At 41.5% G+C, this 19,793-nt stretch carries 19 protein-coding genes and 2 pseudogenes; 15 read left to right on the top strand and 6 right to left on the bottom strand.

The window, feature by feature from the left end:
• Positions 1–6 precede the first annotated feature (6 nt).
• From FTT74_RS00765 to FTT74_RS00725, 9 genes are read left to right on the top strand one after another with little or no spacing between them, the layout of a single operon-like run.
• Positions 7–1,218 carry a hypothetical protein gene (locus tag FTT74_RS00765; RefSeq protein WP_179988401.1) on the top strand — a complete coding sequence of 404 codons (1,212 nt, stop codon included), beginning with the start codon at positions 7–9 and terminating at the stop codon, positions 1,216–1,218.
• Positions 1,218–2,138, top strand: coding sequence for a phage BR0599 family protein (locus tag FTT74_RS00760; RefSeq protein WP_179988402.1), 921 nt, complete (start codon positions 1,218–1,220; stop codon positions 2,136–2,138). Before FTT74_RS00765 ends, FTT74_RS00760 begins: the two co-directional genes overlap by 1 nt.
• A gap of 7 nt (positions 2,139–2,145) precedes the next feature.
• Positions 2,146–2,454 (top strand): hypothetical protein, encoded by a 309-nt coding sequence (locus FTT74_RS00755; RefSeq protein WP_179988334.1) that lies wholly within the window; start codon positions 2,146–2,148, stop codon positions 2,452–2,454.
• 8 nt (positions 2,455–2,462) lie between these two features.
• Positions 2,463–2,639, top strand: a complete 177-nt coding sequence (locus FTT74_RS00750) for a hypothetical protein (protein WP_257221812.1) — start codon at positions 2,463–2,465, stop codon at positions 2,637–2,639.
• A complete protein-coding gene (locus tag FTT74_RS00745; RefSeq protein ID WP_179988404.1) occupies positions 2,626–6,231 on the top strand; it encodes a glycine-rich domain-containing protein in 3,606 nt (1,201 codons plus the stop codon). Before FTT74_RS00750 ends, FTT74_RS00745 begins: the two co-directional genes overlap by 14 nt.
• Positions 6,228–6,959, top strand: a complete 732-nt coding sequence (locus FTT74_RS00740) for a D-alanyl-D-alanine carboxypeptidase family protein (RefSeq protein ID WP_179988405.1) — start codon at positions 6,228–6,230, stop codon at positions 6,957–6,959. The genes FTT74_RS00745 and FTT74_RS00740 overlap by 4 nt, the downstream gene beginning before the upstream one ends.
• A 42-nt stretch (positions 6,960–7,001) precedes the next feature.
• Positions 7,002–7,271 (top strand): holin, encoded by a 270-nt coding sequence (locus FTT74_RS00735; RefSeq protein WP_179988406.1) that lies wholly within the window; start codon positions 7,002–7,004, stop codon positions 7,269–7,271.
• Positions 7,258–7,545 carry a hypothetical protein gene (locus tag FTT74_RS00730; RefSeq protein WP_179988407.1) on the top strand — a complete coding sequence of 96 codons (288 nt, stop codon included), beginning with the start codon at positions 7,258–7,260 and terminating at the stop codon, positions 7,543–7,545. The genes FTT74_RS00735 and FTT74_RS00730 overlap by 14 nt, the downstream gene beginning before the upstream one ends.
• On the top strand, positions 7,526–8,110 hold the full coding sequence (locus tag FTT74_RS00725; RefSeq protein ID WP_179988408.1) for an N-acetylmuramidase family protein: 585 nt from the start codon (positions 7,526–7,528) through the stop codon (positions 8,108–8,110). The genes FTT74_RS00730 and FTT74_RS00725 overlap by 20 nt, the downstream gene beginning before the upstream one ends.
• Here FTT74_RS00725 and FTT74_RS00720 read toward each other — a convergent pair.
• Positions 8,103–8,285, bottom strand: a complete 183-nt coding sequence (locus FTT74_RS00720; RefSeq protein ID WP_179988335.1) for a hypothetical protein — start codon at positions 8,283–8,285, stop codon at positions 8,103–8,105. The genes FTT74_RS00725 and FTT74_RS00720 overlap by 8 nt on opposite strands.
• Complete coding sequence (locus tag FTT74_RS00715; RefSeq protein ID WP_179988409.1) at positions 8,272–8,688, bottom strand: hypothetical protein; 417 nt, start codon at positions 8,686–8,688, stop codon at positions 8,272–8,274. Before FTT74_RS00715 ends, FTT74_RS00720 begins: the two co-directional genes overlap by 14 nt.
• A 539-nt stretch (positions 8,689–9,227) precedes the next feature.
• Here FTT74_RS00715 and FTT74_RS00710 point away from each other — a divergent pair.
• The 4 genes and pseudogenes from FTT74_RS00710 to FTT74_RS00695 form a co-directional block, all read left to right on the top strand.
• Positions 9,228–9,764 (top strand): annotated as a pseudogene (locus tag FTT74_RS00710) (ABC transporter permease); the annotation flags it as partial.
• Positions 9,765–9,880: 116 nt separating this feature from the next.
• Positions 9,881–10,060, top strand: coding sequence for a hypothetical protein (locus FTT74_RS00705; protein ID WP_004971601.1), 180 nt, complete (start codon positions 9,881–9,883; stop codon positions 10,058–10,060).
• 418 nt (positions 10,061–10,478) lie between these two features.
• Positions 10,479–11,801 (top strand): NCS2 family permease, encoded by a 1,323-nt coding sequence (locus tag FTT74_RS00700; protein ID WP_179988410.1) that lies wholly within the window; start codon positions 10,479–10,481, stop codon positions 11,799–11,801.
• Between the two features lie 99 nt (positions 11,802–11,900).
• The gene (locus tag FTT74_RS00695; RefSeq protein WP_096901064.1) at positions 11,901–12,902 is read left to right on the top strand and encodes an adenosine deaminase; all 1,002 of its coding nucleotides are present in this window, start codon (positions 11,901–11,903) and stop codon (positions 12,900–12,902) included.
• Between the two features lie 105 nt (positions 12,903–13,007).
• Here FTT74_RS00695 and FTT74_RS00690 read toward each other — a convergent pair.
• Positions 13,008–13,443, bottom strand: a pseudogene (locus FTT74_RS00690) (cytochrome b).
• A gap of 511 nt (positions 13,444–13,954) precedes the next feature.
• Here FTT74_RS00690 and FTT74_RS00685 point away from each other — a divergent pair.
• Positions 13,955–14,341, top strand: coding sequence for a hypothetical protein (locus FTT74_RS00685; RefSeq protein ID WP_004971594.1), 387 nt, complete (start codon positions 13,955–13,957; stop codon positions 14,339–14,341).
• Between the two features lie 94 nt (positions 14,342–14,435).
• On the top strand, positions 14,436–15,017 hold the full coding sequence (gene rnhB, locus FTT74_RS00680) for a ribonuclease HII (RefSeq protein WP_004971591.1): 582 nt from the start codon (positions 14,436–14,438) through the stop codon (positions 15,015–15,017).
• 156 nt (positions 15,018–15,173) lie between these two features.
• Here rnhB and csrA read toward each other — a convergent pair whose 3' ends face one another.
• From csrA to alaS, 3 genes are all read right to left on the bottom strand, one after another.
• Positions 15,174–15,428 carry a carbon storage regulator CsrA gene (gene csrA / locus FTT74_RS00675; RefSeq protein WP_004971589.1) on the bottom strand — a complete coding sequence of 85 codons (255 nt, stop codon included), beginning with the start codon at positions 15,426–15,428 and terminating at the stop codon, positions 15,174–15,176.
• A 250-nt stretch (positions 15,429–15,678) separates the two neighbouring features.
• The gene (locus FTT74_RS00670; protein WP_004971586.1) at positions 15,679–16,959 is read right to left on the bottom strand and encodes an aspartate kinase; all 1,281 of its coding nucleotides are present in this window, start codon (positions 16,957–16,959) and stop codon (positions 15,679–15,681) included.
• A 65-nt stretch (positions 16,960–17,024) separates the two neighbouring features.
• Complete coding sequence (gene alaS, locus FTT74_RS00665) at positions 17,025–19,718, bottom strand: alanine--tRNA ligase (protein WP_179988411.1); 2,694 nt, start codon at positions 19,716–19,718, stop codon at positions 17,025–17,027.
• Between the last annotated feature and the right edge of the window lie 75 nt (positions 19,719–19,793).

Raw genomic sequence — 19,793 nt, 5'->3', positions numbered from 1 at the left:
GACAACATGAAAATACAAACCAAATATGGTGAGGTGCATGTATTAGCAAATTGCCCTCTGCTTGATTCGACTGAACGCCTTGAGTGGATGACAGAAGTGCATGAATCGTTTGATGGCACTGAGTTACGCTATCCGCTTCGCGATGCACCTCGCCAAGTTTTAAGCTTTAATTATGTGCAGATGCGTAAAGCTATGGGCGATATGTTTCACATGCTTTATGCAAATTTGCGTAAGCAGTGGGGTATTCCGCTTCGACAAGTAAAAAGAAGCATCCCAGACATGACAAATGATGACTACATCATTCTCGATGCAACAGACACCATAGCCGACCTTAGAGTCGGTTTTGCTTTTATTGAGAGCAACGAAGGTGGTCGAGTAGTCGAGATTACAGAACGTGGTCGTTACATCATTGTGCAAGATGAAATACGCGATCCTGAAACGGATGAGATTATTCAGGAATTAATTACTGAATACCAAGATGGCTTTAGGCTTGCTGAAAATATCACAGCAACCAATGCGGTCATTATGCCGATGCGTATTTGCATTGTTGAAGGTGATGCTTCGATTAACACAGGTGGCTTCTGGTCTAACACATCAATGGTTTTTCGAGTGTTGGCTGAAGATTTACCCGAATTTGAAGCTGAAGCACCAGAGCAATATAAAAATCAGGACATTTATTGGAAACCATTGCTACTTGATGGTGATTCACTGGAAATGATGCTAACCCAACATCAAAACATTATTGATGGTGATGTCGGTGGCTTTCAGTGGTACTCACATCATGCAAAGCCACGCTACACAAAACCGTTTCGATCATTGTTGCGTAGTTGGTCTGAATACCAAGCATATAAGCATTTTCTATATCGCAGAGCAGGGCGTTTCCGTGAATTTTGGATGCCGCTTTATGAGCAGCATTTGAATGTTTTGAATACTGCAAATATCAACAACGTGTTAAATGTAGACACAAGTTACATCGTTGAGGCAGATCGGAAACACATTGCTGTTAAGCGCAAGAACGGCACATGGTCAGCACATGCAATTACGGCTAAGACCGCAAATAGCATAACAGTATCGCCCGCAATTAATGCACAGCGAAAAGACATTGAATCTATCTATTATTTGGGTCTTTATCGCTTCGATGCTGACCATATTGAATTCCAATTTTTAGGCGGTGGCAAGTCACAAGTCACCGTACCAATCGTGGAGATTGAGCACTAATGGCACGTGTAGAACTTTATCAATTTGCACATGGTACGAAGCAATGGCGCTTCACTAGCGCACGTAAAGCAGTGACGCATAACAATGTGACTTATTACCCAGTACGCGGCTTGAGTCGCGGCAACATTGAAGATGCAGACATTGATAAGTGCGAAGTCGAGCTAACCTTTCCACATCCTGACTTATTAAACAACGAGCAAGAACAGAGCTTTACTCAAGTTTTTTTAAACAAGATTTATCTTGAATCGGTGTATTTCACACTGATTGAGCTAGATGCGGGTGAGTCGCTTGTGCTGTTTAAAGGGCGTGTGACGCAGCCTAAATTTAGTGATCGTGACAACACCATGACGCTAGTCTGCTCAACTGCTGAAAGTTTTATGCGTCGCAATATTTTGACTCGAAAATATCAGCGTACGTGCATGAATAACATTTACGACAAGTTCTGCGGTTTGGATTTTAACGAATGGTCGTTTGAGGTGACTGTAACTGCAATCGATGGTTTGAATGTCGCTTACACAGTAAACCCGACTCAAGTTATTGATGAAAACGGTGATCCTGTTTTTGAGCAAGTGCCTGTGTTGGATGAATTTGGCGAGCCTGTTTTAGATGAATTTGACAATCCAATCTTTGAAGATGGTGAACCGATCATGGAAGTTAAAACTTATCCCGCGTGGTGGCTCAATCGAGGTGCGCTGCAAAAAGATGGTGTATTCACTTTTATTGTTGGTAATGGTGCAAATGGCAGCATTCGTTCGTATCGTCAGCATATCGGATTGAAAGTTGGTGATGTGGTGCGACTCGCACCTGGTTGTGATCAGTCACACAAAACCTGTCACGAGAAATTTAATAATCATTTGCGCTATGGTGGGCATCCGAATATGCCGACTGAAAATCCTCTTGAGACCCAATTAATTAAGTGAGTCAGCAATGAATGTAGAAGCTATTTTGGCGAATTATGATTTTTCGCAAGTTCAAGTTTTAAAATCTATTGCCCCATTGTTGTTGGCAGGCTTAATTGTTGGCGCAATCTCTTTGGTAGTCGGTATCTACACATTTCTGCAAATGCGCAAAATGCAGAAGAAAAACCGACCTAAGCCAAATCAGTTGGACGGCACAATTGCAAACGAAGGCACTTCTTTTTGCGACATTGCAGGAAGTCCGCATGTGCATGCCAATATTACGGATATTTGGGATAAGACCACATCAACAATCAAGCAGAAAGGCGGCAAGAAATGAGAATTTATATGTCGGATATTCGGAAAGCAAAGATGTGCTCGGGCGGAACACGGGGATTTTTTTTGCGTCAAGGTTGGGATTGGCAGGACTTCCTTAAAAATGGCCGTGATGCACAGGACTTTATCAATACAAAAGATGCAATGGCCTTGCAAGTAGTTGAGGTGGCTAGAAATGGGCGGAAGTAGTTCTCAGGTAGTTGGGTATCGCTATTATGCGAAGTTTGCAGCATTTATCGGGAATCGTATTGAGGAGTTTCTTGCGATTAATTTTGATAATCGTGGCTGGATTGTGCATGACCCGACAAACCACCCAGTAAACATGCTGCCAGTGCATGAAGGCAACCTTTTTGGAGAAAATGAGGGTGGTGTATCTGGGAATATTAACATTCACTTCGGCACACCAGATCAAGAACCAGACGAAGTCTACCAACAATATTTACCGCTAGTTTCAGGCTATCCATATCAGTCATATCTGTTATTTCACGGGATTACATCCGTAAATCAACTTACAGGAGCGCAAACAACAGCGCCAGGCTTCTACCTCGGCAACTCGGGCTACATGAAAGAGATGCTGCTGTGGGTGAAGCGGATTTATGTGAAGAATAGCGGGGATGAGCAATGGTACTCTGAAAAGGCTGGCATTGGTGCAAACTTAATACCTTACGAGCTTACATTAATCCCATATGTCACCAGCGATGTTGAAATAAGTGTAAATCAAGAGCTGCTGGGAACAACTGGTTTGAATGGGGTGAGTGACCACACAATCAACTATAGTGCTAATTTAGACACTGTTATTGATTCAAGCAGCATTCGAGCAATTTACACAATAAGAGGAGATGATAGTGTTATCCAGACAGCAAATTTTAAAACTAAGTATGACTTTACAGCTATTACTGGTCTATTTATTGGCAGAGTTAGATCTTTAGCCAGATGTAAAAATCATGAGCTAAGTATAACGTCTAATCGTTTCATAGGAATATTAAATAGATCGAGCGGGGTTGTTACCCTTCAAAATTCATCTAATGAATATGAGGATTTCAACTACATTGAGTTGGAGTTTGTTTGCGGCGGTGGTGGCTACATTACAGTTGAAACAACAGCAAGTGGCTCGGTTGATCGCGGTGGGTTTTTTGGTGGTGAAATTTTAAGGCTGGATTCGGGTTCTTTCTTATTGGAGAAGTTCACAGGTAAATACAAAGGATCGACTGATGCGATTGATATTAATCCAATCCATAAAATTCGAGAAATACTCACAGATGACACAGCGATGGCAAAGCCTGAAGCTGATGTGAATGATATTAATTTCATGAAAGCTGCTGACAGAATTTGGGATGAGGGTTTAGGTGTTTCGTGGGCGATTGATGAAAAATCTTGCATTGATGCAATTGAAGAGCTTTGCTATCACATCGAAGCAGGAGTACGCGTAAATCGCCAAACTGGTTTGTATGAAATGGTTTTGTTTCGTGACGATTGGTTTTCTGAAGATGAAATCCACACTATTACTGAAAACAAGATCAAGGATTTATCTCTTGAAGTCATGAATAGCGATGACATTGTGAATCAGCTCAATGTCACATATTACGACCGTGAGCGCATCAAAAACTCAACTTTCTCAGTTTATGAAAACGGTTCAATTTTAACGATGGGCAAGGCAAATGCTGAGTCTGTTGAATTTCCATATTTTATGTATATGCGAAATGCCGAAATTGTGGCTAATTGGAAGTTGAAGCAATACTCCACACCAGCGTGGAAAGGCACATTCACAACTGGATGGCGTGAGGCTCGTAAGTGGAATCGCTATGACTTGGTGAAAATCAATTGGTCTAAAAAATGGCAAGGCACAATTTTGGCTCGCATCATGAAAATTGATTTAGGCAACGGCTTAAACAATGAAGTGATGATTGATTTTGAGGAAGTTGTACCATATTCGGGAGAAATGAATACCAGCATTGTAGTTGATGCTCCGGCTGAATCAGCACCACAGCCACCGCAGCCAAGCATGAATGAAGTATTTGAAGCCCCGTATTATTTGACTGTACTTCGTGCTGGGCAGACAAATGCCGACTTGGAATTATCAAATAATCCAGATATTGGTTATGTCGCAGCAATTGCAGCAAAACCACAAAGCAATTCACTTAACGCACTTCTTTACACAGACGGTGGAATTGGTGAATTTGAGCAGGTTTCTCGTCTTGATTACTGTGATATTTTGCAGCTTGATCAGCCGATAAGTGAAACTATGTCTGCATTTGTGGTCACAGGAACGCTAACCCAAACAGCAAATTCAAACAATTTAATCTTGCTAAATGATGAATTTATGGGGTTTGTGAGCTTTGATGATGAAACAAAGGTTTTAACTGTGAAGCGCGGTGTGTTGGACACTGTGCCTAAAAAGCATACTAGCGGATCTTTATTCGTATTCGATCTGCCTGATGTGGCATTTGATTCAACCCAGTACACACAAAGTGAGGTTGTTGAATCTCAAGTTTTAACAACCACGCCAAGTGGGATTCAAGAATTGTCAGAAATAGGAACAGCAGTTGAGATTCAATCACGTGCAATACGGCCTTATCCGCCAGCAAATGTGAAAATTAATGGAGAATACTGGCCCACAGAAATTGAATCGAACTTAGTCTTAACGTGGGTAGACCGCAATCGAACCCAGCAAACTGGTGGTGAGATTCTTGGGTGGTTTGATGCTGGTGTAACGCTTGAAAGTGGTGTGACATACAATGCAGAAGTTTATGATGCACAAAGCAATATAAAATTTGCAGAGCAACTTGCACTCACATCAAACACAGCAACATTTGAAAAGACTGAACTATCTCCGCTTTTAGCTAGAGTTGATTTGTATTCTCTGCGCGATGGCTTTGAGTCACATCAGAAATATCAGCATATATTTTCATGGGGGCAGCCGCCAGAATCTTTTATCACAGCATTTACGTCAAATGGGGCGTTTACTGTGCCAGCAGGGGTTACAGATGTTGATGTTCTTATTGTCGCAGGTGGCGGTGGCGGTGGTAGTCGCCAAGGCGGCGGTGGCGGCGGCGGCGGAGTAATTGTGCTGCCTAACTATTCTGTAACACCAGGAGATTCCATACCTGTTGTTGTTGGCGCTGGCGGTGCTGGCGGTGTAAACGGTGATCGTGGATCAAACGGCCAAAACTCTTCATTCGGTTCGATTGTTGCGAACGGTGGTGGTGGTGGTGGTGGTCGATCATCTAATAATGATGGCTCTGCCGGTGGTTCGGGTGGCGGTGGCGGTGGTATTGCAAGCAGCGTAGGAAATTCATCTGGCGGGAACTCAATACCAGGGCAAGGCAACTCTGGAGGCAAAGGTATTTTGAATGTGGGCGTGGCTGGAGGTGGCGGCGGTGGTGCAAGCGCATCAGGGCTTGATGCAACATCTACCTCGACTGAAACAACACCAGGCAATGGTGGTGAGGGCTTGTTTCTTGAAAAACTCACCAGCTATGGAGATGCTGGGTATTTTGCTGGCGGCGGCGGCGGTGCCAAAAATGGCACTGGATCAGACTATACAGTTGGTGGTCAAGGCGGTCGAGGCGGTGGCGGACGTGCTGGATATCCGCTAAATACAACGACATCTGCTGCCCTGCCACAAAATGGCAGCGCAAATACCGGTGGTGGTGGTGGTGCATCATTTTTAGCAACTGAAGATGGTGGTTCTGGTGGCAGCGGTATTGTGATTATTGTCTATCCAGCAGGACAATTAGAGCCAACAATAATGGCTAAACGTGCAATTACGGTGGCGTTATGACAATGGTATTTAGTAAAGACATATCAACTCAACAGTGCAATGCATCAACTACAAAGTTAATGACTGCACTTGTTGCCTTTGACTTAATCTCAAATATGAATGATCAAGTTACTGTAAGCGCGGCAGATTTGGTTGGAAGCAATGAGAGTAGAGTAAACTTTCAAGCTCTCGACGTGGTTAGTTACTTAGATCTGCTTTACGGATTGATGTTGCCGAGTGGCAACGATGCGTCGAACTGTTTAGCCAGAAATCTGGGTGGTGCCTCAGCATTTATAGGAGCAATGAATACTAAAGCTGCAAATATTGGTATGACAAATACAAATTTTGCAGACACGTCTGGCGTTAGTTATTTAACAACATCTACTGCGCTAGACTTATCTAAATTAATGACTGAATATGCAAAAAATCAGCTGCTTGTAACAATTGCGGGCGCAATGACGCATATTATTAAAGTGAGTGGTGTAAACGCTAGGGACATAACAATTGAACATACTGTTAAACCATACATCTCACGCTTCCCCGAATTAATCTGCTCAAAGACAGGAACGGTATCTTTTGGCACAGGTTATGAGCAGTACGACTCAGGAGGATGCATTATCGCACTCTGGAAGCTACCAAGTAACGAAAGTCGCGTCTCAGTAGTTTTAGGTTCGGGTATTGGTGCAAACGATAGATATGATGATTTAAGAAAGATGATAGATTTTGAAATTGCAAGATCAAAACTATAGCACCTCCGGGTGCTTTTTTATTACCAAAATTTAGGGGGCATCATGTCTGAAACGAAGCAAGCCGCTGCAGAACTTGCAGCAACAGTATCAGCAGCAGCAAGTAAAACAACGTATGTCGGGGCAGGCGGTGGCTTCATCGCTTGGCTTTTATCAATAGACATATTGCCGTGGCTCGGTTTTGCAGTCGCTTTAGCGGGATTTATTGTGAATCTAGTATTTAAGTTTTTAGAAAACCAGCGTGCAGCCGAGTTGCATAGAACCAATATGCGAAAAATGACGTGCAAAAAAGGTGGGTGTGATGAAACTAATTGATAACTGGAAACAGGCTTGGAAACTCAAGTCAGTACAAGTGGGTGCATTAAGCGCCTTTTTTTACGTCATCATGTATGCGGCTTTTGAGCTACTTTGGTTGTTTGGCTCTAATTTTCCGCAATTTTGGGCAGCAGTACCACAAGAAATTAAAGAGTTATTACCGCATTCTTGGGTGTTATGGCTTGGCTTTTTAAACAATGTGCTAAGTGTTTTTGCGCGGTTAAAAGCGCAACCTGAATTGCACGGAGATAATGATGAGCAAAAAACTAACTGAAGCACAGATTCAAGCGCAGGCATTAGGACTCGGTATCGAAGTTGCAGCACTAAAAGCCGTGATTGAAGTCGAGTGCAAGGGCAGTGGGTTTAATGCCGATGGCACACCAGTGATTCTGTTTGAGCGGCATGTATTTCGGCAAAGACTAATTGCAAATGGTAAAGCAGCAATAGCAGACAAAGCTATGCGAGAACGTCCCGATCTGTGCAGTAAAACCATGGGCAACTATGGCTTGTATTCTGCACAGCACGGACGTTTGAATGCAGCTGCTCAATATCATCGTGATTCGGCTTTAGAGTCAGCATCATGGGGCATTGGTCAGGTGATGGGCTATCACTGGAAAGCTTTGGGCTATCCGACTCTGCAAAACTTCATCAATGCCATGTACCGTGATGAAGCATCACAGCTTGAAGCGATGTGTCGTTTCATTAAAGTGAATGGCTTAGTAAACGCACTAAAAAACAAAGATTGGAAAGCATTTGCACGTGGCTACAATGGTCCCGCTTATGCTAGAAATTCTTATGATGTGAAGCTTGGTAATGCGTATAAGAAAGCCCTCACTTGAGGGCATCTTCTTTAATCTTCTGTTTCACCCAGTTGCTAAAATCTACTGAATTTGCAAACTCTAACAACTCCTTTTCGGTTTCAATATTGAAAGACACGCGCTTGGTTTGCCGATTGTTTTCATATTTGCGCTTAGCTTCTTGAGCTGGATTTCTCATAGTATTACCAATTTTCATCAATTTCAGTCTCAACTTCTTCGCTTTTGCGGTGGCCAATAAATTCAACAGTACCATTCACAACCAACCAACCATCATTTTCCTCTACTGCATCAAAGCCTAATTCGATAGCAATTAAGGCACGCAATTTTTGGTTTTCAAAATAAATATCATCTTGTTCCGCACCATCACAATCAACAACAAAATTAGGGTGTTGAGCTAAAAAATCAGGATTGTTTTCTAAGTATTCTTCAATATCAGACTTTTCACAAATTGAATCAAAAGCAACTCGATAAACATAATCACCGTAATCACCATTTGCTGTAAGAGCAACGTTTTCGCTTGTGAAGATACCAGCATAATCACCTTCACCTTTTAGAATTTCTTTTAAATCTTGGTTTGAGCTAGCGTGGTAAGTCTTCATGATGTATCTCCGATCTATAGGAATAATATATCGTAGCCACGATATATATGCAAGCGCTATTATAATTGTTTTTATTCTGCCGATGAACGGCAAACCCTACGCAGCAAGGCGTGTTGGGGTTTGCTGATTTAGGATACTATAAATTCTGCTAAAACCCGATATAATCATTGTGTCAGGTGAATTTAGATAGAAACCGACCAAAATCATAGTGTGTCAGGTCTTGTGTCAATGCTACTTAATGCATTGATATTTATAGAATGTTATCCACCTTGACATCGTAGAGGTCTCCAGTTCGAGTCTGGATATGCCTACCAATACATTAAAATTATATGTTGTTACATAACTTCATATAAGTAATAAAGCTCTGAATTATAACGATTTAGGGCTTTTTTATTGCTTTTCTTAAAGATACATAAATTCGCTTATAGTTTAAAAATATGTACACAGTGGTGTACACATGTAAGTTTTCGGCTTATTTTGCACTAATTGGTTTTTATTTTGCACTAGAGCTTTGAAGCCTCTTTCCACATTTCATCTGTGCACTGATTCGTGAGCGAGAACATGGCACCATTAAGCATTTAACGGTTATGCTAGTCACGGTTTTTGAAATTATGCTGGCAAAGGTTTTATCGATGAGCCTTGTGGTGCTTTTAGCAGCTTTTTTAGGCTTAAAAGTAGTGGTGCAGGGGGCATTACAGGTACCCATAGAAGGAAGTTTGCTGTTATTTTTCTTTGGAGCCTTGCTGACCTTATTTGCAACAACCTCAATGGGTATATATATGGCAACCGTGTCTAAATCGATGCCGCAATTCGGTTTGCTGATGATGCTTATTCTGATTCCCTTGCAAATGTTGTCTGGGGCAAGTACACCACGAGAAAGCATGCCAGAAATTATTCAAAATATCATGTTGATTGCAACGACAATGCATTTTGTAACATTGGCGCAAGCAATTTTATACCGAAATGCAGGATTGGATGTGGTCTGGCCTTCCTTTCTATGGTTAATCGCAATTGCAACAACATTTTTCTATGTATCTTGGAAACGTTTTAAAAATACCATTCATACAATGGCTTAATGTAATAGATTGAGTTTGATCGCTGAAGCACAAATTTTGACTGGGGCGTATTAAGAGTTACACCGCGCATAATTTTTGCTAATATGTATGAAAATTGTTCAATAAAAGTAAATGACATGAAACACATTCTTGTGCCAGTTTTGGTGGTGTTGGTCGTTTTATTAGGTTATCTCGTTTACTTGGAAGAGGAAACGCGAAAGCAGGCAGAACTGAACCGAGTTTTGACTGAATCTGCAAATTTATCGCTAGAAAAAACAGAAGCGGCTACACCACAGATTTTGCAAGTCACAGAATAAGCGTAGAAATTTCTAACATAATGTGTGGTAATTGCTTTATTCATCACACTTTTGTGTGCTTCACTTTATCGTAAAATTTTATCTTTAATTCAAAAAACTAGAATTTTTAAAAAATCCCTATGGTATAATTTGCCAATTGAAACTGCTTCATCACAACTCAAAGGCATTACTTTTGAGAGTGACTGAAGTAAAAAAAAGATGAACAAAGCTGCATAAAATTTATGCGGCTTTTTTATTTAGCATTCCGAATTTTTGATTTTGATAAAATCAAATGCTTGATTGTGAATTAAGTTTATCTTTTTCATGTAATTTTACATGCTCATTGGGCAAATCCATTGCCGCAACTGACACAGGCTTTTAAGTGCTGACTTAAAATTGTGTCATGCTGCAAATTCAGTTTATTTACAGGGGCTAGGTCATGACGACTCCTAATCCATCCTCAGCGGGAATGCTTGAGCGCTTATTCAAATTAAGCGAAAACAAGACCACATTCCGTACCGAGATTTTGGCGGGTGTAACCACATTCTTAACCATGTGTTACATCATTATTGTCAATCCGATGATTTTATCTGAAACAGGAATGGATCATGGAGCTGTCTTTGTCGCCACCTGTTTAGCCGCAGCTATTGGCTGCTTGGTGATGGGAATTGTTGCCAATTACCCAATCGCACTCGCACCAGGCATGGGGCTAAACGCCTATTTCACTTACTCGGTTTGTTTAGGCATGGGTGTGCCTTGGCAAACGGCTTTGGCTGCAGTTTTTGTATCAGGGATTATTTTCATTGCCATTAGCATGTTTAAAATCCGTGAAGCCATTGTTAATGCCATTCCCATGTCATTAAAATTAGCCATAGGCGGTGGTATTGGTTTATTCCTTGCTTTAATCGCGCTTAAAAATGCTGGTGTTATTGTCGATAATCCTGCGACTTTGGTGGGCTTAGGTGACTTAAAACAACCCACTGTACTTTTAGCGCTATTGGGGTTTTTAATGGTGGTGGTGATGCATCACTTTAAAGTGCGTGGTGCAATTATCATCAGTATTTTGGTGCTAACTGCGATTTCAACAGCTTTAGGTTTAAGTGAATTTAAAGGAGTGGTTGGTGAAATTCCATCTATTGCACCTACTTTTATGCAAATGGACTTTGAAGGTCTATTTACAGCAAGTTTAATTGGTGTAATTTTCGTATTTTTCTTGGTCGATTTATTTGACTCTACAGGTACTTTAGTGGGTGTTTCACACCGTGCAGGCTTGTTGCAAGATGGTAAATTACCCCGTTTGAAAAAAGCACTTTTTGCCGATTCTTCTGCAATTGTTGCAGGTGCGGCATTGGGTACATCTTCAACAACGCCGTATATTGAATCATCTGCAGGTGTTGCAGCGGGTGGTCGTACAGGCTTAACCGCAGTGATTGTTGGCTTGTTGTTTATTGCCTGTTTGTTCTTGGCACCACTTGCGCAATCGGTACCAGGTTTTGCGACTGCACCTGCCTTGTTATTTGTGGGTGTGTTGATGATTCAAGGCATTGTGCATATTGATTGGGATGACATCACCGAAGCCGTGCCTGCATTCTTAACAGTCGTGTTCATGCCATTTACTTATTCTATTGCCGATGGCATCGCTATGGGCTTTATTAGCTATGCGCTGATTAAACTACTCACTGGCAAAGCCAAGTCTGTACCTTATATGGTGTGGATTATTGCTGCACTTTGGGCATTAAAATTTGCCATGTTTGGCGGTTAATATTCTTAAACTGAAAAGGGGTGTAAACTCAGTTTGCACCCTTTTTTATTTTGATCAATTTTTTAATATTCTCCCATAAAATAGCAAAAAGGACAGAACATGAATCAACTTGAGCTAATCTGTGCATTACCTAAAGCAGAATTGCATGTGCATATTGAAGGTACTTTTGAACCTGAATTGATGTTTGCCATTGCGCAGCGCAACCAAATAGACATCCCTTATCAGTCCGTAGAAGAAGTCAAACAAGCATATAACTTTCATAACTTGCAGTCTTTTTTAGATATTTATTATGCAGGCGCACAAGTGTTGGTGCATGAGCAAGATTTTTACGATTTGGCTTGGGCATATTTTGAAAAATGTGTTGAAGACCGTGTGGTACATACCGAAATGTTTTTTGATCCGCAAACCCATACCGAGCGTGGTGTGGCATTTGCAACCGTGATTAATGGCTTACAACGTGCTTGTGATGATGCGCAAACAAAATTAGGCATCAGTTCAAATTTAATTATGTGTTTCTTGCGTCATTTAAGCGAAGATGCAGCATTTGCCACACTTGAACAGGCTTTGCCTTATAAAGATCAAATTATCGCAGTGGGTTTGGACTCAAGCGAAGTTGGACATCCACCTTCAAAGTTTGAACGTGTCTTTGCCAAAGCACGTGAAGCAGGCTTTTTAGTCGTGGCACATGCAGGCGAAGAAGGGCCAGCCGAATATGTTTGGGAAGCATTAGATTTACTGAAAGTAAACCGTATTGATCATGGTGTGCGTTCTGAAGAAGATCCTGTATTAATGCAACGTCTAATTGCAGAGAAAATGCCGCTCACGGTCTGTCCATTGAGTAATTTAAAGCTATGCGTAGTGGATGATATGGCACAGCACAACATCCGCCGTTTATTGCAGCAGGGTGTTAAAGTGACAGTTAATTCAGATGATCCATCTTATTTTGGTGGTTATATGAATGATAACTTTGTTGCTATTAGCCAAGCTTTAGATTTAAGCAATGCTGAATTAAAACAATTGGCGGTTAATTCTTTTGAAGCTTCATTTATTTCGGCTGAAGAAAAGCAAAAATGGATTGAGCAAATTCAAGCATTGGGATGAGTTAAACTGAATTTAGATTAGCTTAGACTACAAAAAAGCAGCTTAATTTAAGCTGCTTTTTTGTGGGAGAACGATTTGAATCGCTTTAAACTCAAGCTTTAAAAATTATTTACCTTGTTGCGTCATACTACGCAATACATCGTCTTTATCTATAAAGTGATGTTTAAGTGCTGCAAGCATATGCCCAACCACCATTGCCCCTGCAAACCATGACAAATAAGTATGCACAGGTTTAACAATTGCTAATAGTTCGGGGTTCTTATCCACCAAGGCTGGAATTTCAAATAAATACAACACAGGCACAGGTTTGCCCACGCTCCAGCTAAACAAACAGTCCGTGATTGGAATCGCAATCAGCATAAAATACAGACCTAGATGTCCTAAATGCGCTAGTGTTTTCATCAACGGTGACATGCTGTCAGGCAGTTGTGGCGCAGGGTGGGTGTAACGCCAAAATAAGCGAATCACCAATAAAAATAATCGCCATGAGCCAATGTAAAACTTGTGCGGTACGGGTGTAATATGAATGAGAACTGTTCATGTTGTGTTTCAGGCGAATAGTGTGCTTGCATGCTAAACAACAGCATGTAGCGAAAAAAGTATCCACCTGCAACGGAGTGTTGAAAATCTGCAACGCTGCAAAAAAAATAGCGTTCTTGAGGGGGCTGTTGATATTTCATAAATAGTTTGCGCTGTAGGCTAAAACTGAGCAGATCAGGCATGAAACGCAGGGAATAGCGAGACTATTGCCAAGTTTCATAACGCAATCTGAGAAAGTTTTAGCCACAGCCTTTCAGGACAAGCATATTTTTTGCTGCTATTGCGTTATGAGTCAGTCATTTAGAATGACTAAATTTCCTACCTCATGCCTTATATCAGCTAAAAAATATGCGTTGTCGCAAACATAGAAAAATTGTCAACAGCCCCTAGCCTTAAGCCTAAGCACATGAATGTAGAAATTGCAAAAAGCTATTCCTTCGTCAAACAAGTTTAGGCACAATAGCGGCATTGTTTCACTCAAATGACTTGAATATTAAATACAGGAAATATCCATGAAAAAACTACTCGCTGTATTGGCACCTATCGCTTTGGTTTTATCTGCATGTACCACCACTACAGGTACTACTACAGGAACGACAACTGCACCGACAGCAACTCAACAATTGGGTATGGCGGCGATTAAAATTGCAATTAATGCCAAGTGTGTGACTGAATTAAACAACATTCCTGCATGGCACACTGCGACACGTGTTATGACACCAACGCAAAAGCAAAATGTTCAAGCGGAAATTTGTGGTTGTGTTAGTGAAAAAGCACCACAAAATGTGACTGCAGTAGATTTAGCCACTGCAGCAATTGACCCTGCTGCACGTGCAACCATTGTGAGCAATGCAGTATCTCGAACCATTAATGCATGTGTGGCAGAAGCAGTAAGATAAGTTTTACCGATTCTGTAAAATTAAAAATGGTGCGTTGTGACTCGCATCGTAAGATAGGCTGAAGATTTCAGCCTATTTTTTCTGGAAAAAGATGATGAAAATTGCAGGTGTAGATGAAGCAGGGCGTGGGCCTTTAGTGGGTTCTGTTGTCGCTGCGGCAGTTATTTTAGATCCGAATAACCCGATTGAAGGTTTAAATGATTCTAAAAAACTGACAGAAAAAAAGCGTGAAAAGTTATTTGTTGAAATTCAGGAAAAGGCTTTGGCTTGGGCAATTGCAGAAGCATCTGCAGCCGAAATTGATGAACTGAATATTTTGCAAGCGTCGTTATTGGCGATGCGTCGTGCGGTGGAAGCCTTATCTATTCAACCTGAGCATGTCTTAGTCGATGGCAATAAAATTCCGCAGGGTTTAGCGATGTCTTGTGATGCCGTTGTTGGGGGAGATGCATTACATGCAGAGATTTCGGCAGCCAGTATTTTAGCTAAAGTGGCGCGTGACCGTGAAATGGTATTGCTTGATCAAGCATTTCCACAATTTGGTTTTGCCAAACATAAAGGTTATCCAACCAAAGCACATTTTGAAGCCATTGCACAGCATGGCGTGATTGCGGCACATCGACGTAGTTTTGCACCTGTGCGTAAAGCTTTAGAATTAATGGAAAACTCACAGTAATTTTCATGCAAAACTTGTGCTGAGTTGCCTGTAAAATAGTCTTTACATGCTTCGAATCAGCGAGCAACTCTGAAATGATGCGAGTTTTTAAAAAGCATTCAGCAGAAAAATTTAAAGCGGCAAATGAGCCGCTTTATATTCAATTACCTTAATCGTTTAACGATTAAAGTCATTTTGCGAGTAGTTATCTTCTTCAAATGAAGGTTGATAATCTTGATCTAAATGTTGCAAATGCTCATGCATGGCACGCTCGTGTTGAATACGTTGATAGATTTCTTCACGATGAACCGATACTTCTTTCGGGGCATTTACACCAATACGAACTTGGTTACCTTTGACACCAAGCACAGTCACGCTGACTTGGTCCCCAATCATTAATGTTTCTCCGACACGTCGGGTCAGAATCAGCATGTTTATCTCCTTGCAAAATGCTAAACCTGCATTGATTTTTAAAGCAATTTAAAAGTCACAACCAAATAAAAACCAGTAAATTTTAACGGAACGTATCATTATTTATTTTATAAGATACAGCGCTGCCAAAATTTATGAAAGCATGTTGCTCAATATAACAGAGCCACTATAAAAAAAACTATAGTGGCTCTATTTTTTTGTACTTTTTCGCAAAATTTGTCAGACAATTACATTTTCTGACAGGGGCGTATTAAGCGCGTGCGCTAGACTCACCGCTTTCACGATCTAGACCAAATACAGTGTGTAAAGTACGTACTGCAAGCTCTAAATAGTTTTCTTCAATAATGACTGAAATTTTAATTTCAGAAGTAGAAATCATTAGAATGTTGATGCCTTCATCTGCAAGTGCAGTAAACATTTTGCTTGCAACACCTGCGTGTGAACGCATACCTACACCTACGATAGATACTTTCACGATGTCACCACGTGTAGCGACTTCACGTGCACCAATTTCTTTGGCAGTTGCTTCAAGAATTGATTTTGCTTTGGCAAGTTCGCCACGGTTTACAGTAAAAGTAAAGTCGGTAGTACCATCTTCTTCTACGTTTTGGATGATCATGTCAACTTCAACATTGGCAGCGCCAATAGGTGACAAGATTTTAGATGCAATACCTGGCTCATCAGGCACACCTAAAATAGTTAATTTTGCTTCGTCACGGTTAAACGCGATACCTGAGATGATAGGTTGTTCCATGTTGTCTTCCAATTCAGTAGTAATGAGTGTGCCGACATTTTGTTTAAAATCTTCGTCGAATGCGCCATCATTGTCATTATCAAAACTTGATAATACACGTAAAGGTACTTGGTATTTACCTGCAAATTCAACCGCACGAATTTGCAATACTTTAGAACCTAAAGAAGCCATTTCTAGCATTTCTTCAAAAGAAATACGATCTACTTTTTTGGCTTTTGGTGCAACGCGTGGGTCTGTGGTGTAAACGCCATCTACGTCAGTGTAAATTTGACATTCATCGGCTTTCAATGCAGCAGCAAGTGCAACGCCAGAAGTATCAGAACCGCCACGACCTAAAGTCGTGGTGTTACCTTCAGCATCAAACCCTTGGAAACCAGCAACCACAATCACACGGCCTGCGTCTAGGTTTTCAGTTAACACGTCAGTATTAATCGCTTCAATACGTGCTTTGGTAAATGCGCTGTCAGTTTGAATACCAACTTGGCGACCAGTTAGTGATTTTGCTGCAACGCCAATAGAATTCAGCGCCATCGCTAACATCGAAATCGTCACCTGTTCGCCTGTAGACACCATTTGGTCTAATTCACGCGGATCAGGGGTTTCGGTAATGGCTTTCGCGAGAGCGAGTAGGCGATTGGTTTCGCCACTCATGGCAGAAACGACAACCACTACTTTGTGGCCATGATCATGCCAGCGCTTCACACGACGAGCAACATTTAAAATGCGCTCGGGAGTACCCATTGAGGTACCGCCATATTTTTGAACGATTAGTGCCATAGTTGTTCCATATAAGCCATGACCCCGAATTTACCTGCTCAGGGTCAGTTACACAAAAAGTGAGATTATTTTGCCGCAAGCCAAGCAGTTAAACCTGCCATCACCGTTGCAAAGTTCTCGTTAAGTGGCGCGCCACCTTGTGCCAAATCAGGTTTACCACCACCTTTACCACCTAGTTCTGTAGCCAAGTGTTTGATGATGTCTCCTGCTTTAATCGTAGCAGTAAAGTCTGGTGCAACAGAAGCGATTAAGCTGACTTTATCGCCTTCTACACCTGCAAGTACAATCACTGCTTGGTCGAGTTTGGATTTTACACCGTCGTGCAAATTACGCAGTGATTTTGCATCCATATTTTGTACAGTGGTAATGAGCGTGGTACGTCCAGCAAGTTCTTGTACTTGACTTAAAAGTTCAGCTGCTTGGAAGTGCGCTAATTTTTGATTGAGCTGTTCAATCTGCTTTTGAAGGCTAGATGCTGTATCGACCAATGTATTCACTTTTTCTAAAGTTTGGTCTTTTTGTGCTTTCAACAAAGCATTGATGCTGTTGATATCGCGTTCAGTTTTTTGAACGGCTTCAACGGCTTTGCTGCCTGTAATTGCTTCAATACGACGTACACCAGCTGCAACACCACCTTCAGAGATGATTTTGAACAGACCAATATCACCTGTACGTTTCACGTGAATACCGCCACAAAGTTCAATGGAGAAGTTTTTATCTTCAATGATTGAACCCATAGAAAGTACGCGAACTTCATCGCCATACTTTTCACCAAATAGCATCATTGCGCCTTTGGCTTTGGCTGCTTCAATATCCAGTAATTCAGTAGAAACTGCGGTATTGGCAATGACTTCTGCATTTACCAAACGCTCAATTTCTTGCAATTGTTCAAATGACACAGGTTGGTCATTGGCAAAGTCAAAACGTAAAATATCAGAAGCAACCAACGAACCTTTTTGCTGTACGTGTGCACCTAAAACTTGACGTAGGGCAGCGTGCAATAAGTGTGTTGCAGAGTGGTTGCGTGCAGTAGCTTCGCGGATGTCTGCTTTTACAATCGCTTCCACCGCTTGCGCAGCTTTTAAACTGCCCATGGTAACAATACCTTGATGAACAAAAGCACCGCCAGATTTTTTGGTGTCTTGAACTTCAAAAATACCTGTTTCGTTTTTGAATAGACCTGTATCACCAATCTGACCACCGCTTTCTGCATAGAACGGGGTTTGATTGAGTACGATTAAAGCTTCATCGCCTTCAACTACTTCATCGACTTGTTCGCCATCTTTATAAATAGCCACAATTTGACCCTGACCAGTCGTTGCGTCATAGCCATCAAATTGAGTTTCACCTTCAACTTTTACAATTGAGTTGTAGTCAACTGCAAATTTACCTGCATCGCGTGCACGTTGACGTTGCGCTGCCATTTCAACTTCAAAGCCTGTTTCGTCAATGGTCAAGTCGCGTTCACGTGCAATATCTGCCGTTAAATCTGTTGGGAAGCCGTAAGTGTCATATAGTTTAAATACCACTTCACCAGGAATGACCGAGCCTTTAAGCTGTGCCAATTCACCTTCAAGCAATTTCAAACCTTGCTCAAGCGTTTTGGCAAATTGTTCTTCTTCTTTTAGAAGTTGCGCTTCAATACGCGCTTGATTTGCTGCAAGTTCAGGATAAGCTTGACCCATTACTTCAATTAAAGGCTGAAGCATTTTGTGGAAGAATGAACCTGTTGCGCCAAGCTTGTTGCCGTGACGTACTGCACGACGAATAATACGACGCAATACATAACCACGACCTTCATTCGATGGATTCACGCCATCGGCAATTAGGAAGCAGCAAGAACGAGCGTGGTCAGCAACTACTTTGAGTGAAGCAGGGTAGTCTACAGGCTTGCCAGTTTGCTGTGCAGTTACTTCAAGAGCAGTCGTGTCTAAACCAATAATCTGTGCTGCATTTTTGAGTAAGTGCTGGAACAGGTCAATTTCGTAGTTTGAATTCACATGTTGCAATACTGCAGAAATACGCTCCAAGCCCATACCTGTATCTACAGAAGGTGCTGGAAGCGGGTGTAATACACCATCTGCAGTGCGGTTGAACTGCATGAATACGTTGTTCCAAATTTCAATGAAACGGTCGCCATCTTCTTCAGGTGTGCCTGGTAAGCCACCCCAGATATGATCGCCATGATCATAGAAAATTTCAGAACACGGACCGCAAGGACCTGTATCACCCATTGCCCAGAAGTTGTCTGAAGCATATTGGCCGCCTTTGTTATCGCCAATACGGATAATACGAGAAGCATCTAAACCAATTTCTTTGTTCCAGATGTCAAATGCTTCATCATCGGTGTGGTAAACCGTGGCATATAAACGGTCTTTTGGTAGCGCTAACCATTGTTCACTGGTTAAAAATTCCCAAGCAAATTTAATTGCATCACGTTTGAAATAATCACCAAACGAGAAGTTACCTAACATTTCAAAGAAAGTATGGTGACGTGCGGTATAACCCACATTGTCTAAATCGTTATGTTTACCGCCTGCACGCACACATTTTTGTGACGATACAGCACGTACATAATCACGTTTTTCTAACCCAAGGAAACAGTCTTTAAACTGGTTCATACCTGCATTGGTAAATAACAGGGTTGGGTCATTGGCGGGTACTAGAGAACTCGATGCGACACGTGTATGCCCTTGCGATTCAAAGTAACGCAAAAATGCTTCACGAATTTCAGCTGATGTCATAAAACGAGTACTCACAACCAAGTCACTCCATAATTTCCGATTGGGCTAAACGCAAGACAGTCTGACAAAAATAATTCTTTTGCTGTAATG

Origin of the sequence: Acinetobacter sp. YH01007 (genome assembly GCF_013420425.1) — a bacterium.
Lineage (GTDB): Bacteria > Pseudomonadota > Gammaproteobacteria > Pseudomonadales > Moraxellaceae > Acinetobacter > Acinetobacter towneri.
The sequence above is the reverse complement of the archived record's forward strand: the minus strand, read 5'-3'. Positions and strand labels throughout refer to the sequence as shown.

What these genes read in the sequence shown, in the direction of transcription:
- FTT74_RS00765 (WP_179988401.1), top strand. Translation starts at nt 7, where the DNA reads ATGAAAATACAAACCAAATATGGTGAGGTGCATGTATTAGCAAATTGC.
- FTT74_RS00760 (WP_179988402.1), top strand. Translation starts at nt 1,218, where the DNA reads ATGGCACGTGTAGAACTTTATCAATTTGCACATGGTACGAAGCAATGG.
- FTT74_RS00755 (WP_179988334.1), top strand. Translation starts at nt 2,146, where the DNA reads ATGAATGTAGAAGCTATTTTGGCGAATTATGATTTTTCGCAAGTTCAA.
- FTT74_RS00750 (WP_257221812.1), top strand. Translation starts at nt 2,463, where the DNA reads ATGTCGGATATTCGGAAAGCAAAGATGTGCTCGGGCGGAACACGGGGA.
- FTT74_RS00745 (WP_179988404.1), top strand. Translation starts at nt 2,626, where the DNA reads ATGGGCGGAAGTAGTTCTCAGGTAGTTGGGTATCGCTATTATGCGAAG.
- FTT74_RS00740 (WP_179988405.1), top strand. Translation starts at nt 6,228, where the DNA reads ATGACAATGGTATTTAGTAAAGACATATCAACTCAACAGTGCAATGCA.
- FTT74_RS00735 (WP_179988406.1), top strand. Translation starts at nt 7,002, where the DNA reads ATGTCTGAAACGAAGCAAGCCGCTGCAGAACTTGCAGCAACAGTATCA.
- FTT74_RS00730 (WP_179988407.1), top strand. Translation starts at nt 7,258, where the DNA reads ATGAAACTAATTGATAACTGGAAACAGGCTTGGAAACTCAAGTCAGTA.
- FTT74_RS00725 (WP_179988408.1), top strand. Translation starts at nt 7,526, where the DNA reads ATGAGCAAAAAACTAACTGAAGCACAGATTCAAGCGCAGGCATTAGGA.
- FTT74_RS00720 (WP_179988335.1), bottom strand. Translation starts at nt 8,285, where the DNA reads ATGAAAATTGGTAATACTATGAGAAATCCAGCTCAAGAAGCTAAGCGC.
- FTT74_RS00715 (WP_179988409.1), bottom strand. Translation starts at nt 8,688, where the DNA reads ATGAAGACTTACCACGCTAGCTCAAACCAAGATTTAAAAGAAATTCTA.
- FTT74_RS00705 (WP_004971601.1), top strand. Translation starts at nt 9,881, where the DNA reads ATGAAACACATTCTTGTGCCAGTTTTGGTGGTGTTGGTCGTTTTATTA.
- FTT74_RS00700 (WP_179988410.1), top strand. Translation starts at nt 10,479, where the DNA reads ATGACGACTCCTAATCCATCCTCAGCGGGAATGCTTGAGCGCTTATTC.
- FTT74_RS00695 (WP_096901064.1), top strand. Translation starts at nt 11,901, where the DNA reads ATGAATCAACTTGAGCTAATCTGTGCATTACCTAAAGCAGAATTGCAT.
- FTT74_RS00685 (WP_004971594.1), top strand. Translation starts at nt 13,955, where the DNA reads ATGAAAAAACTACTCGCTGTATTGGCACCTATCGCTTTGGTTTTATCT.
- rnhB (WP_004971591.1), top strand. Translation starts at nt 14,436, where the DNA reads ATGAAAATTGCAGGTGTAGATGAAGCAGGGCGTGGGCCTTTAGTGGGT.
- csrA (WP_004971589.1), bottom strand. Translation starts at nt 15,428, where the DNA reads ATGCTGATTCTGACCCGACGTGTCGGAGAAACATTAATGATTGGGGAC.
- FTT74_RS00670 (WP_004971586.1), bottom strand. Translation starts at nt 16,959, where the DNA reads ATGGCACTAATCGTTCAAAAATATGGCGGTACCTCAATGGGTACTCCC.